This window comes from Actinospica acidithermotolerans (assembly GCF_018139625.1).
Classification (GTDB): domain Bacteria; phylum Actinomycetota; class Actinomycetes; order Streptomycetales; family Catenulisporaceae; genus Actinospica; species Actinospica acidithermotolerans.
The window spans coordinates 11,692-24,076 of the sequence record NZ_JAGSOH010000002.1 but is presented as its reverse complement, the minus strand read 5'-3'; the positions used below and the strand labels follow the sequence as shown (position 1 = coordinate 24,076).

Genomic DNA, 12,385 nt, shown 5'->3' with positions numbered 1-12,385 from the left:
CGGAAGCAGGTAGAGAAACATCATGAGCACGCGATGAGCACACAGCGATGAGCACGCCCATGAAGTGACAGCGACGGTCGCGCGGACGATAAGACGCGGGCCGAAGAAGGAGTGAAGTGGCCAAGGTCCGGGTCTATGAGCTCGCCAAGGATTTGGGTGTTGAGAGCAAGGTCGTCATGGCCAAGCTCCAAGACCTCGGTGAGTTCGTCCGTTCGGCGTCCTCGACGATCGAGGCGCCCGTCGAGCGCAAGCTGAGAGATGCCCTCGCGGCCGAGGGCAAGGGCGGCTCCGCCGCCCCGGCGCGGTCTTCCGCGCCCAGGCCGACCCCGCAGCCCCGTCCGGCCGCCGCCAACGGCGGCCCGAAGCCGGGTCCCGCGCCCAAGCCGGGTCCCGCGCCGCGTCCGGCTGCGGCCCCGCAGCCCGCGCAGTTCCAGGCGGAAGCCCCGGCGGCGGCCCCCGCGACCGGCGCCCCGGCGGCGCCCGCGCTGAACCGTCCGACGCCCGGCCCCAAGCCGGCCCCGCGTCCGGCGGCCGCCGAGCCGGCCCCGCGTTCCGGCGGCCAGGGCCAGCGCCCCGGCGGCGACCGGGACCGCGGCCAGGGTCCGCGCCCCGGCGGCGAGCGCGACCGCGGCCAGCAGGGCGCCCCGCGCCCCGGCGGCCAGGGCCAGCGCCCCGGCGGCGGCCAGCGTCCGCAGGGACCGCGTCCCGGCAACAACCCGTTCACCTCGGGCTCGACCGGCATGCCGCGCCCGCAGGCGCCGCGTCCGGCCGGCCCGCGTCCCGGTGCCGAGCAGCACCGCGGCGAGGGAGGCCCGGCCCGCGGCGAGGGCGCCGTGCCCGGCGCGCCGCGTCCGGGCATGCCCCCGCGTCCGGCCGCGCCGCGTCCCGGCGGCGGCCCGCGCCCGAACCCGGGCATGATGCCCAACCGTCCCGGCCCCGCCCAGGGCGACCGCGGCGGCCGTCCGAGCGGTCCCGGCGGACCGCGTCCGGGTCCCGGCGGCGGCGGTGGCCGCGGTGCCGGCGCTCCCGGCGGACCGCGTCCGGCCGGCGGCGCCCCGCGTCCCGGCGGCGGCCCCCGTCCCGGTCCCGGCGCGGGCTTCGGCCCGCGGCCCGGCGGCTTCGGCGGCGGTCCCGGCGGCGGCGGTGCCCCCGGCGGCGGTGGCGGCGGCTTCGCCGGCCGTCCCGGCGGTGGCGGCGGCGGTGGCCGCGGTGGCCGCGGCGCCGGCACCCAGGGCGCGTTCGGCCGTCCCGGCGGCCGCGGCCCGGCCCGCGGGCGCAAGTCGAAGAAGCAGCGCAGGCAAGAGTTCGACAACATGCAGGCGCCGTCCATCGGCGGCGCGATGCTGCCGCGCGGCAACGGGCAGGTCGTCCGTCTCACCCGCGGTTCGTCCCTGATGGACCTCGGCGAGAAGATCGGCGCCAACCCGGCCGCGCTGGTGCAGGCCGCCTTCGCGATCGGCGAGATGGTCACCGCGACCCAGTCGGTCAACGAGGAGATCCTGCAGCTGATCGGCTCCGAGATCGGCTTCGAGATCCAGATCGTCTCGCCCGAGGAGGAGGACCGCGAGCTGCTCGAGTCCTTCGACATCGACTTCGGCGACAACGAGGGCGGCGAGGACGACCTCGCGCCGCGTCCGCCGGTGGTCACCGTCATGGGCCACGTCGACCACGGTAAGACCCGCCTGCTGGACGCGATCCGCAAGGCGAACGTCGTGGCGGGCGAGGCCGGCGGCATCACCCAGCACATCGGCGCCTACCAGGTCACGGCCGAGGTCGGCGACGTGGAGCGGCGGATCACCTTCATCGACACCCCGGGCCACGAGGCGTTCACCGCCATGCGTGCCCGCGGTGCCAAGGTGACCGACATCGCGGTGCTGGTGGTCGCGGCGGACGACGGCGTGAAGCCGCAGACGATCGAGGCGCTCAACCACGCCAAGGCGGCCGACGTGCCGATCGTGGTCGCGGTGAACAAGATCGACAAGGAAGGCGCGGACCCGATGAAGGTCCGCGGCCAGCTCACCGAGTACGGCCTGGTGGCGGAGGACTTCGGCGGCGACACCATGTTCGTCGACATCTCCGCGCGGGAGAACATCGGCATCCAGGAGCTGCTCGAGGCGGTCGTGCTGACCGCGGACGCGGCGCTGGATCTGAAGGCGAACCCGCACCAGAACGCGGAGGGCGTCGCGATCGAGGCCCACCTGGACCGCGGCCGCGGTGCCGTGGCGACGGTGCTGGTCCAGCGCGGCACGCTGCGCGTGGGCGACACGATGGTCGTCGGCGACGCGCACGGCCGCGTCCGGGCCATGCTCGACGAGAACGGCGCCAACGTGGAGGAGGCCGACCCGTCCCGTCCGGTGCAGGTGCTCGGCCTGACCTCGGTGCCCGGGGCCGGCGACACCTTCCTGGTGGTCGAGGAGGACCGCGTCGCCCGGCAGATCGCCGAGCGCCGTGCGGCCCGGGAGCGCAACGCGCTGCTCTCGCGGCGCCGGGTGCGCGTCTCGCTGGAGGACCTGGACAAGGCCCTCAAGTCGGGCGACATCCAGCAGCTCAACCTCATCATCAAGGGCGACGTGTCCGGCTCGGTCGAGGCCCTGGAGGACGCGCTGCTCAAGCTGGACGTCGGCGAGGAGGTCGACCTGCGGATCATTCACCGCGGCGTCGGCGCGATCACCGAGTCCGACGTGGACCTGGCCCTGACCAGCGACACGATCATCATCGGCTTCAACGTGCGGGCCGACGGCCGCGCGCGGACGAAGGCCGACCGCGAGGGCATCGAGATCCGCTACTACTCGGTCATCTACCAGGCGATCGAGGAGATGGAGGCGGCGCTCAAGGGCATGCTCAAGCCGGAGTACGAGGAGGTGCAGCTCGGCACCGCGGAGATCCGCGAGGTCTTCCGCTCCTCCAAGTTCGGCAACATCGCGGGCTGCCTGGTGCGCTCGGGCACCATCCGCCGCAACAGCAAGGCCCGGGTGATCCGGGACGGCGTGCTGCTGACGGAGAACCTGGCGATCGACTCGCTGCGCCGCTTCAAGGACGACGCCACCGAGGTCCGCGAGGGCTTCGAGTGCGGTATCGGCCTCGGCTCGTACAACAACATCCAGATCGGCGACACGATCGAGACGTACGAGATGCGGGAGAAGCCGCGCGTCTGACGCGACGGCGGTGAGCGGTAGGTAATTCCCTTGGTCCGAGCGGGCCCGGTGTGCGAACCTCGTGCACCGGGCCCGTAAGGGCTTTGAAAATCCCCGCGGATACCCCCTGGCTGGGTCAAAGCCTTGATGCGCTATGGCCGAGGACGGCATGTTCTCCGGAACGCTGAGGATCGACGTACTGTTGGGTGAGGTGCACTCGCTCAAGGAGAAGCGGGCTCTGATCAGGCCGGTCCTGGCCGAGCTCAACCGGCGTGCCGGGGTGGGCGCGGCCGAGGTCGCGCTGCAGGACCTGCACCGGCGCGCCGTGCTCGGCGTGGCTGTCGTGGCGGGCACCCACGCGCGGGTGGTAGAGCTGTTGGATGACTGCGAGGGCACGGTGGCCTGGCGGCCGGAGCTGGAAGTGCTCTCGGTGCGCCGCCGCGTCCGCAGCGACGAGGACGAGTGAACGAAGGAGCGGACCATGGCGAACAGCACGCGTTCGGCGAAGCTCGCCGACCGGATCAAGGTGGTGGTCGCGGAGACGCTGAAGACCAGGATCAAGGATCCGCGTCTGGGGTTCGTCACGATCACCGACACCCGGATCACCGGCGACCTGCGGGAGGCCACGGTCTTCTACACGGTCTTCGGCGACGAGGAGGAGCGCGCGGCCACCGCGGCGGCGCTGGAGTCGGCGAAGGGCATCCTGCGCAGCGAGGTCGGCCGGCAGACGGGCGTGAAGTTCACGCCGAGCCTGACGTTCATCCTGGACGCGGTGCCGGAGGGCGCGAAGCAGATCGACGACCTGCTCGCGAAGGCCGCCGCCGAGGACGCCCGGGTGCGCGAGATCGCCGAGGGCAAGGCCTTCGCCGGCGAGGCCGACCCGTACAGGGCGCCGCGCGCCGATGACGAGGACGAGGTAGACGAGGACGAGAGTTGAGCCGTCGTCCCAAGGCCTATGCGGACCGTCCGGCGCCGCCGGACGGTCTCGTCATTGTGGACAAACCCCAGGGCTGGACCTCGCACGACGTGGTCGGCAAGATGCGCCGGCTGGTCGGCACCCGCCGGGTCGGGCACGCGGGGACGCTGGATCCGATGGCCACCGGCGTGCTGGTGCTCGGGGTCGAGCGGGCCACCCGGCTGCTCGGCCACCTCGCGCTGACCCGGAAGGAGTACGAGGCGACCGTCCGGCTCGGCCAGGCCACCATCACGGACGACGCCGAGGGCGAGGTCACCGAGCAGGCGGCCGCCGAGCGCGTCGCCGCCGTGGCCGACGAGGCGATCGCGGCCGGCATCGCGGCGCTGACCGGCGAGATCATGCAGGTGCCCTCGGCGGTCTCGGCTATCAAGGTGGACGGCGTGCGCTCGTACGCGCGGGTCCGTTCGGGGGACGAGGTCAAGCTGCAGCCGCGCCCGATCACGATCTTCGAGTTCGAACTGCGCGAGATCCGGCGGACGCAGGCCGGCGGCCTGATCGATCTCGACGTCCGGGTCGTGTGCTCCAGCGGGACCTACATCCGGGCGCTGGCCCGCGATCTCGGCGAGGGACTCGGCGTCGGCGGCCATCTCACGGCCCTGCGGCGCACCAGGGTGGGCCCGTACACGCTCGCCGAGGCGGAGTCGCTGACCGACCTGATGGCCCTCGTGGACGCCGGCGAGCAGGTCCCGGTGCTGCCGATCGCGCAGGCGGCTGGCGCCGCTTTCCCGCGCTACGACGCGGACGAGGATCAGGCGAAGGCGATCGCGCACGGCGGCCCGCTGCCCGCGCGGGGCCTGGGCCCCGGCCCGATCGCGGTCTTCGCCCCGGACGGCACCTTCCTCGCGCTGGTCGAGGAGCAGGGTCGGCGCTGTAAGCCGATCGCCGTATTCGTATGAGAGTCGTATTCGAATGAGAGTCGTACTCGTATGAGAAGAAAGCGCCCCTCGGTCGAGGGGCGCTTTCATTGCTGTTCCCACGGTTTCCGCAGTTGCCGCGGTCGTCGCGGTCGCCGTGATCAGCCGTTCGGCGGTGTGGCCCACGGGTCGGCGGGCTGCTGCTGCGGGGCCGCGCCGGGCTGCTGCGGCATCACGGGGTACGTGTACGGCACCGGGCCGCCCGGATAGCCGTAGGGCACCGGGTAGTAAGCCGCCGGCGCCTTGAAGTAGGGCCCGGAGGCCTTGTTCCAGAGCAGGATGATCGCCGCGAGCCCGACCAGGAACGTGAGCAGGCCGACGATCTCGCCGGCTCCGGTGCTCGAACCGGAGTAGGCCGCGCTCGAGCTCGTCGTGCCGTCCGAGGACGTCGCGAGATAGCTCGCCCCGCCGACGAGCGAGCCGGTCGCCTCGAGCCCGAAGAAGACCGTGCTCAGGATGCGCGCCCAGTTCTTCCCGGCCTTCGTCGCGTAGGCCATCCAGATCCACAGGCCGACCTCGATCGCGGCGAAGAAGCACGCCGCGACGATGACGAAGGTGCCGGCGGTGCTGGCGATGCTGGCGCTGGAACTGCTGCCCGCGTTCGTCAGGTCGGTGTTCAGCTGCGCCTTGATCGTGCCCGACTGGGCGACGGTGATCCCCGCGCTGACCACGGCGAGCGCTGCGCCGGCCAGCATGCAGTAGTGCGCACGCAGCACCGTCTGCGGCAGCGGCGGCCGGTTGTCCGGCATCACGGCCCCGCCGGGGTGCTGCGGGTACTGCGGGTACGGACCCGGGGGCTGGTAGGACATGCGGGAAATCCCCTCCTCGTCAGGCGAAACGCTGTTCATGTTAAGGCCGCGACGCCACCCGCGAGTAGGGATCGGCACCGAAGATCTGGCACCCTTGGTCTGTGAGCGTAGAGCGGGAATCGATGCAGCGTTGGCGCGGCCTGGACGAGGTGCCCGCGGACTGGGGGCCCTCGGTGGTCACCATCGGCTTCTTCGACGGGGTGCACCACGGCCACCGCCGGGTCGTGCGCCGCGCCGTGGAGCAGGCGCGGGAGCGCGGAGTGCGGGCGGTCGCGCTGACCTTCGACCCGCACCCGAGCGAGGTCGTGCGGCCCGGGACGCACCCGGCGCTGCTGACGACGCCCGCGTACCGGTCCGATCTGATGGCCTCGCTCGGCGTGGACGCGGTGCTCGTGCTGCCGTTCACTCCGGCGCTCTCGAAGGAGTCGCCGGCCGAGTTCGTGCAGAGCGTCCTGGTCGACCGGCTGCACGTGGTCGGCGTCGTGGTGGGCGAGAACTTCCGCTTCGGGCACCGGGCCGCCGGGAACGTCGCGGTGCTCGCCGAGCTCGGCGCGGAGCACGGATTCACCGTCGAGGGCATCGCGCTGGCCGCCCCGGAGGAGGGCGAGGAGTCGCGCTTCTCGTCCACCGACGTGCGCCGGATGGTGCTCGCGGGCGACGTGGAGACCGCGGCGCTGCGCCTCGACCGGCCGCACCGGGTCGAGGGGCCGGTCGTGCACGGCGCCAAGCGGGGCCGCGAGCTCGGCTTCCCGACCGCGAACGTGGAGACGCCGCAGTACACCGCGATCCCGGCCGACGGCGTGTACGCGGGCTGGCTCGTCGTGGACGGCGAGCGGCTGCCCGCGGCGATCTCGGTGGGCACCAACCCGCAGTTCGACGGCGAGCACCGCACCGTCGAGGCGTACGCGCTGGACCGCACCGACCTCGACATCTACGACCAGCACGTCGCGGTGGAGTTCGTGGCCCGGGTGCGCGGCCAGGAGCGCTTCGCCGGGATCGACGAGCTCGTCGAGCGGATGAACCAGGACGTCGCGAAGGTCAGAGTTCTGCTGAACGCTGGGTAGACTGCCCTCCGACCATCGGAGGAACCAGAACCCAATCGGGGGCAGTCGGCGTGGCCGAGAACGATGACCAGCTGTTGGAGAGCGCCGAGACCTGGTTCGTGCGGCGCGGCCTGCCGTACTTCATCGAGGACCGGAGGGCGACCGAGGACGTCTTCACGCCCGCGCTGCCGCTGCTGCTCGGCTACTTCGTCATCAACCTGATGGTCGTGCTCTCGCTGCGGCTCACGCTCTGGCAGCGGGTCGGCGGCGCGGCCCTCGGCATCGCGCTGCTGGCGCTGCTGTACATGCTGCGCAACCGGGTCAAGGGCGAGCGCGTGGTCGGCCTGCCGAGCCGGATCAGCTGGATCGAGTTCGGCGGCTTCGTGCTGATCCCGCCGATCGTGGACCTCGCCACCCGGCGCAAGCCGAAGGTCGCGCTGGTCGACCTCGGCGTGGACGTGGTCGTCGTGCTGCTGATCCTGCTGGTCGCCTCGGCCCTCTTCCCGCTGGCGCGCTGGGCGTTCCGGCGCACGTTCCAGGAGCTCGGCGAGGTGTTCGACCTGGCCGCGCGGGCGCTGCCGCTGCTGTTCCTGTTCAACAGCTTCCTGTTCATCAGCAAGGACGTGTGGGAGTTCAGCGGCGAGATGTCCAAGCACCGGATCTGGGGCGTGGTCGGGCTGTTCGCCGTGTTCACAGTCCTGTTCCTGTTCTACCGGCTGCCCGACGAGGTGGCCAGGGTCGCCGCGCACGACGACCGGACGACCATCATCGAGGCCTGCCGCAAGACGCCGATGGAGACCGTCGTCGAGCGCGTCGTGCTGCACGAGGGCGAGCTGCCGCTGTCCCGCTCGCAGCGGCTCAACGTGCTGCTGGTGCTGTTCATCGGCCAGATGCTGCAGGTGCTGCTGCTCGGCGTGCTGGTGTTCGTGTTCTTCCTCGGCTTCGGCAAGGCCGCGCTCACCGACAAGCTGATCAACGACTGGACCGGCCACACCGAGGACTTCACCGATCCGGCCTACCTGTTCAACCACAAGCTGCAGGACTACCTGCACTTCTCCGTCGACGCGCGGCTCTGGCAGGTCTCGCTGTTCCTCGCCGCGGTCTCCGCGTTCTTCTTCGCCATCTCCTCGATGACCGACGAGGCGTACAAGGAGCAGTTCTACGACCGGATGAACCGGGAGCTGGAGACCGCGATCCAGGTCCGCCGCGTCTACCTGGCGCTTTACGAGGGACGGCACGCCGGCGACCCCGAGGAGCTGAGCGCGTCCGGCGTGCTGCTGCAGCACGCGCACGCGCTGGAGCACGAGTTGCGCGAGCTGCCCCATCAGCACCGGCACGCGGCGCCGTCTAGGCTGGAGCCATGAGCGACTCCGCGACCCCGGCCACCGACGAGCACGAGACCGAGTACGGAGAGGTGGTCGGCTTCCTGACCGACCTCATCCGGATCGACACCTCGAACCCGGTCAAACCGGAGCGCCCGGCCGCCGAGTACGTCGCGGAGAAGCTCGCCGAGGCCGGCCTCGAACCGCGGATCTTCGAGTCGGACCAGGGCCGCGCCTCGGTCGTCGCCCGCCTCGAGGGCAGCGGCTCCTCGGCCGACGCGCTGCTCGTGCACGGCCACCTCGACGTCGTCCCGGCGGATCCGGCGGACTGGAGCGTGCACCCGTTCGCGGGCGAGGTGAAGGACGGCCTGGTCTGGGGCCGCGGCGCCGTGGACATGAAGGACATGGACGCGATGACGCTCGCCGTCGTGCGCCGGATGCTGCGCGAGGGCCGCCGCCCGCGCCGCGACATCGTGCTGGCGTTCCTCGCGGACGAGGAGGCGGGCGGCAACTACGGCGCGAAGTTCCTCGCCGACAAGCACCCGGAGCTGTTCGAGGGCTGCACCGAGGCGATCAGCGAGGTCGGCGGCTACTCCTACGAGATCAATCCCGAGCTGCGCCTCTACCTGATCGAGACCGCGCAGAAGGGCCTCGCCTGGATGCGCCTGCACGCGCGCGGCCAGGCCGGCCACGGCTCGATGCTGAACACGGACAACGCGGTGACCCGGGTGGCCCAGGCCGTGGCCCGGATCGGCGCGCACGAGTTCCCGGTCACCCTCACCCCGACCGTGCGGGACTTCTTGACCGAGGTCTGCGAGGCGATGGGCATCGAGTTCGACCCGAAGCAGCCGGAGGCGGCGGTGGCCCAGCTCGGCCCGCTCGCCCGCTTCATCGGCGCCACGCTGCGGCACACCGCGAACCCGACGATGCTCGAGGCCGGATACAAGTCGAACGTCATCCCCGAGCGCGCCTCGGCCGTGATCGACGGCCGCTTCCTGCCCGGCGGCCAGGACGAGTTCCTGGCGGCCATCGACGAGCTGGCCGGCCCGGGCGTGACCCGCGAGAACATCCACCTCGACCGCAGCGTCGAGTCGCCCTTCGGCACGCCGCTGGTCGAGACGATGCTCGCCGCCCTCCAGGCCGAGGACCCGGCCGCGCGCACGGTGCCCTACTGCCTGTCCGCCGGCACCGACAACAAGACCTTCGCCTCGCTCGGCATGACAGGCTACGGATTCGTCCCGCTGCGCCTGACGCCCGACCTGGACTTCGCCGCCATGTTCCACGGCGTCGACGAGCGCGTCCCGGTCTCGGCGCTCGACTTCGGCGCCCGGGTGCTCGACAGGTTCCTGATGGCCGCGTAGAACCGGTCGGGGGACCGGAGAACGAGGGGGATCGGCAGATGGAAGACGACATCCAGGACGCCGCGCCGGAGCCGCTTCCGGTGCGGCTCGAGGTGCCGTTCACGTACAAGGAGCCGCGCCCGCGCCCGCCTCGGGGCGCGGTGATCGCGTTGGTCCTCGGCGCGGACGTGCTGCTGGCGATTCTCGGCGGCTTTCTTATGCTGCTGATCGACTTCCAGAGTTTCGCTGAGACGAGCCCTGCGCTCTCGAGTAAACAGGCCTCGCAGACGGAGTTGCTCGGCGGCGTCGTGACCGCCGTCCTGGTCCTGATCGCGGCGTGCACCGTCTGGGCGAGGACTTACCTGACCGGTCTGCTGCAATGCGTGTTCATCGTCGCGGTGCTCATATTCACCGCATCTGCGGTGCATCACTACGAGCGGTTGTTCCCGTCCTCTGGGACGCCGACCGTTCAGTCGACACCAACACCAACGCCGACCAGCACGTACACCTACGTCCCGTGCTTCAGCGGAAGCAACGACTGTCCAGGCGGCTAGCTCTCCAGCATCGCCCTGTGCCATTGGTGGAACGCCGCTATGTGGTGCTCGCTGGGGACGAGGACGCCGCCCTTCGCGTAGGAGCGGGAGGTCATCGTGGGCTGGCAGCGTTCGCAGGCTGCGAAGTCCTGGACGTTGACGCGGTGGAAGAGTTCGACGGAGGCGTCGAGGTCGGTGCCTGAGGCGACGACCTCGGGGAGGAACAGCCAGTCGCACTCGACGAGCGTCCGGTCCGCGGTGACGGGGAACATCCGGTGCACGATGACGTGGTCGGGCACGAGGTTGATGAAGACCTGGGGCTTGACCGTGATCGCGTAGTAGCGGCGGTCCTGGTCCTCGGTGACGCCGGGGATGCGGGAGACGCCGGGGCGGCCGTCGACGGTGAAGCCTTCGACGGCGCCGCCGAATTCGGCGCCGTGGCCTACGTAGTACTGGGCCGCGTAGCCCTTGGCGAACTCGGGCAGGACGCTGACCAATTCGGGGTGGATCGTGGAGCAGTGGTAGCACTCCATGAAGTTCTCGATGACGAGCTTCCAGTTGGCCTTCACGTCGTACGTGATGCGCCGGCCGACGGTGAGCTGGCCGGTGTCGTAGTGCTCGATCGCCTCCGCGTTGCCGAGGCGTTCGACGGCGGCGCCGATGACGTCTCGTTCGAAGGGCGGCGGCTCGTCGGCCAGGCAGATCCAGACGTAGCCGAGCCATTCGCGGACGTGGACCTTCAGCAGGCCGTACTCGACGCGGTCGATGTCGGGCATCTTGGCGAGGTTGGGCGCGGCGACCAGGCTGCCGTCGAGGGCGTAGGTCCAGGCGTGGTAGGGGCAGCGGAACGTGCGCTTGACCTCGCCGGAGTCCTCGGCGCACAGCTGCGCGCCGCGGTGCCTGCACGCGTTGAGGAACGCGCGGATGCCGCCCTCGCGCGTGCGCACGACGAGCACGCTCTCCCGGCCGATCTGCACGGTGCGGAAGCTGCCCGGGCCGGGCAGGTCGGCGCCGCGTACGGCGCAGATCCACATGCGCTCGAATATCCGCTCCTGTTCGAGCGCGAAGACGTCGGGGTCGGCGTACGCGGTGCCGGGGAGGGTGCGCAGCAGGCTGGCGGGGAGTGAGATGTCGTGGGGGGCAGCGGTCACGGGTGAGCCTTCCGGGACGCGGGCAGCAGGCGTGCGGGGTCGAACAGGGCGATCGGGTGCGGGGTCGAGCCCTCGGCGGCCAGGTCGGCCAGGATCTCGCCGACGACCGGGACGAACTTGAAGCCGTGGCCGGAGAAGCCGCACGCGACCGTCACCTGGCTGTGTGCGGGATGCGCGGCGATGACGAAGTGCTCGTCGGCGGTGTTCGTGTACATGCACGTCGCGGCGTGCAGCAGCGGGCCGGGAAGCGCGGGGATGCGCGGGCGCAGGTGGGTGCGGATGGCCTCGACCTCGGCGTCGTGCACCTCGCGGTCGATCGTCTCCGGCGTGCAGCGTCGGCCGCCGCGGAACATCGCGACCTTCGCACCGCCGTCCGGGCCGTCGATCGCCGGGAAGCCGTAGAACTGCGTGTCGGCGTCGACCTCCCAGATGTAGACGGGGTGGGATTCGGGGACGAAGGCGGCGGTGCCGCCCTCGGGGGCGAACCAGTACATGACCTGCCGCTCGATCTCGAAGTCGACGCCGAGGCCGGCGAGCAGATCCGGGGCCCAGGCGCCCGGGCAGATCACCAGGCGGCCGGCGGTGTACGTGTCCTGATCCGTGGTCACGCGCACGCCCGAGCCCTCGGCCGCCCACTCGGCGACCGTCTCCTCGAAGTGCAGCTCCGCGCCCGCCTGGCCGGCCAGCTGGAGGTGCGCGAGGACGGACTCCTCGGGCCGGACGAAGCCCGCCATCGCCTCGTAGAGGGCGATCTCGTCGTCGGCCGGGTTCAGGGTCGGGAAGCGGCGCCGGATCTCCGCCGCGTCGAGCATGTCGTGGGCCAGCCCCCACTGCTCGGCGCTGAGCTTGCTCCCGGCCACCGTGCGGCTGTCGGGGCGGCCGATCATCACGCCGCCGGTGTAGGTGACGATGTCGCGGCCCGAGTCGCGTTCGACCTGCTCCCACAGGTCGGCGGCGCGCAGTAGCAGCGGCACGTAGGCGGGGTCCTCGAAGTAGGCCTGCCGGGTCACCCGCGAGCCGCCGTGGCTGGAGCCGCGGTCGTGGCCGGGCGTGAAGCGTTCGAGGCCGAGCACGCGCAGTCCGCGCGCGGCGAGCCGGTAGGCGGCGGCGCTTCCCATTCCGCCGAGGCCGATGACGATCGCGTCGTACGAGCTGGTCATCCG

11 protein-coding genes are annotated in these 12,385 nt (G+C 71.5%); 8 read left to right on the top strand and 3 right to left on the bottom strand.

Annotated features, from left to right (window positions below; all coding sequences use genetic code 11):
- Positions 1 to 116 precede the first annotated feature (116 nt).
- The 4 genes from infB to truB all read left to right on the top strand — a co-directional run bounded on the left by infB (position 117) and on the right by truB (position 5,006).
- Complete coding sequence (gene infB / locus KDK95_RS36615) at positions 117 to 3,155, top strand: translation initiation factor IF-2 (RefSeq protein ID WP_212516012.1); 3,039 nt, start codon at positions 117 to 119, stop codon at positions 3,153 to 3,155.
- Between the two features lie 148 nt (positions 3,156 to 3,303).
- Positions 3,304 to 3,600, top strand: coding sequence for a DUF503 domain-containing protein (locus tag KDK95_RS00930; RefSeq protein WP_212516150.1), 297 nt, complete (start codon positions 3,304 to 3,306; stop codon positions 3,598 to 3,600).
- Between the two features lie 15 nt (positions 3,601 to 3,615).
- Positions 3,616 to 4,071, top strand: coding sequence for a 30S ribosome-binding factor RbfA (gene rbfA, locus KDK95_RS00925; RefSeq protein ID WP_212516011.1), 456 nt, complete (start codon positions 3,616 to 3,618; stop codon positions 4,069 to 4,071).
- On the top strand, positions 4,068 to 5,006 hold the full coding sequence (truB, locus tag KDK95_RS00920) for a tRNA pseudouridine(55) synthase TruB (RefSeq protein WP_212516010.1): 939 nt from the start codon (positions 4,068 to 4,070) through the stop codon (positions 5,004 to 5,006). The genes rbfA and truB overlap by 4 nt, the downstream gene beginning before the upstream one ends.
- A gap of 119 nt (positions 5,007 to 5,125) precedes the next feature.
- Here truB and KDK95_RS00915 read toward each other — a convergent pair whose 3' ends face one another.
- Positions 5,126 to 5,833 carry a hypothetical protein gene (locus tag KDK95_RS00915; RefSeq protein ID WP_212516009.1) on the bottom strand — a complete coding sequence of 236 codons (708 nt, stop codon included), beginning with the start codon at positions 5,831 to 5,833 and terminating at the stop codon, positions 5,126 to 5,128.
- Between the two features lie 122 nt (positions 5,834 to 5,955).
- Here KDK95_RS00915 and KDK95_RS00910 point away from each other — a divergent pair, with 122 nt between their 5' ends.
- The 4 genes from KDK95_RS00910 to KDK95_RS00895 are packed head-to-tail and all read left to right on the top strand — an operon-like array spanning position 5,956 to position 10,092.
- Positions 5,956 to 6,897 carry a bifunctional riboflavin kinase/FAD synthetase gene (locus KDK95_RS00910; protein ID WP_212516149.1) on the top strand — a complete coding sequence of 314 codons (942 nt, stop codon included), beginning with the start codon at positions 5,956 to 5,958 and terminating at the stop codon, positions 6,895 to 6,897.
- Between the two features lie 50 nt (positions 6,898 to 6,947).
- On the top strand, positions 6,948 to 8,240 hold the full coding sequence (locus tag KDK95_RS00905) for a hypothetical protein (protein WP_212516008.1): 1,293 nt from the start codon (positions 6,948 to 6,950) through the stop codon (positions 8,238 to 8,240).
- Complete coding sequence (locus KDK95_RS00900) at positions 8,237 to 9,559, top strand: M20/M25/M40 family metallo-hydrolase (RefSeq protein WP_212516007.1); 1,323 nt, start codon at positions 8,237 to 8,239, stop codon at positions 9,557 to 9,559. The genes KDK95_RS00905 and KDK95_RS00900 overlap by 4 nt, the downstream gene beginning before the upstream one ends.
- 38 nt (positions 9,560 to 9,597) lie before the next feature.
- The gene (locus KDK95_RS00895) at positions 9,598 to 10,092 is read left to right on the top strand and encodes a hypothetical protein (RefSeq protein ID WP_212516006.1); all 495 of its coding nucleotides are present in this window, start codon (positions 9,598 to 9,600) and stop codon (positions 10,090 to 10,092) included.
- Here KDK95_RS00895 and KDK95_RS00890 read toward each other — a convergent pair.
- Together KDK95_RS00890 and solA are read right to left on the bottom strand one after the other, a co-directional pair.
- Positions 10,089 to 11,222, bottom strand: coding sequence for an aromatic ring-hydroxylating oxygenase subunit alpha (locus KDK95_RS00890; protein WP_212516005.1), 1,134 nt, complete (start codon positions 11,220 to 11,222; stop codon positions 10,089 to 10,091). The genes KDK95_RS00895 and KDK95_RS00890 overlap by 4 nt on opposite strands.
- Positions 11,219 to 12,382: an N-methyl-L-tryptophan oxidase gene (gene solA, locus KDK95_RS00885; RefSeq protein WP_212516004.1), complete on the bottom strand. Its 1,164-nt coding sequence runs from the start codon at positions 12,380 to 12,382 to the stop codon at positions 11,219 to 11,221. Before solA ends, KDK95_RS00890 begins: the two co-directional genes overlap by 4 nt.
- Positions 12,383 to 12,385: the final 3 nt, after the last annotated feature.

Bases quoted from the DNA above. Each gene is read 5' to 3' on its own strand.
- KDK95_RS00900 (WP_212516007.1), top strand. From the start codon at position 8,237: ATGAGCGACTCCGCGACCCCGGCCACCGACGAGCACGAGACCGAGTAC.
- KDK95_RS00895 (WP_212516006.1), top strand. From the start codon at position 9,598: ATGGAAGACGACATCCAGGACGCCGCGCCGGAGCCGCTTCCGGTGCGG.
- KDK95_RS00930 (WP_212516150.1), top strand. From the start codon at position 3,304: ATGTTCTCCGGAACGCTGAGGATCGACGTACTGTTGGGTGAGGTGCAC.
- solA (WP_212516004.1), bottom strand. From the start codon at position 12,382: ATGACCAGCTCGTACGACGCGATCGTCATCGGCCTCGGCGGAATGGGA.
- KDK95_RS00915 (WP_212516009.1), bottom strand. From the start codon at position 5,833: ATGTCCTACCAGCCCCCGGGTCCGTACCCGCAGTACCCGCAGCACCCC.
- rbfA (WP_212516011.1), top strand. From the start codon at position 3,616: ATGGCGAACAGCACGCGTTCGGCGAAGCTCGCCGACCGGATCAAGGTG.
- KDK95_RS00910 (WP_212516149.1), top strand. From the start codon at position 5,956: ATGCAGCGTTGGCGCGGCCTGGACGAGGTGCCCGCGGACTGGGGGCCC.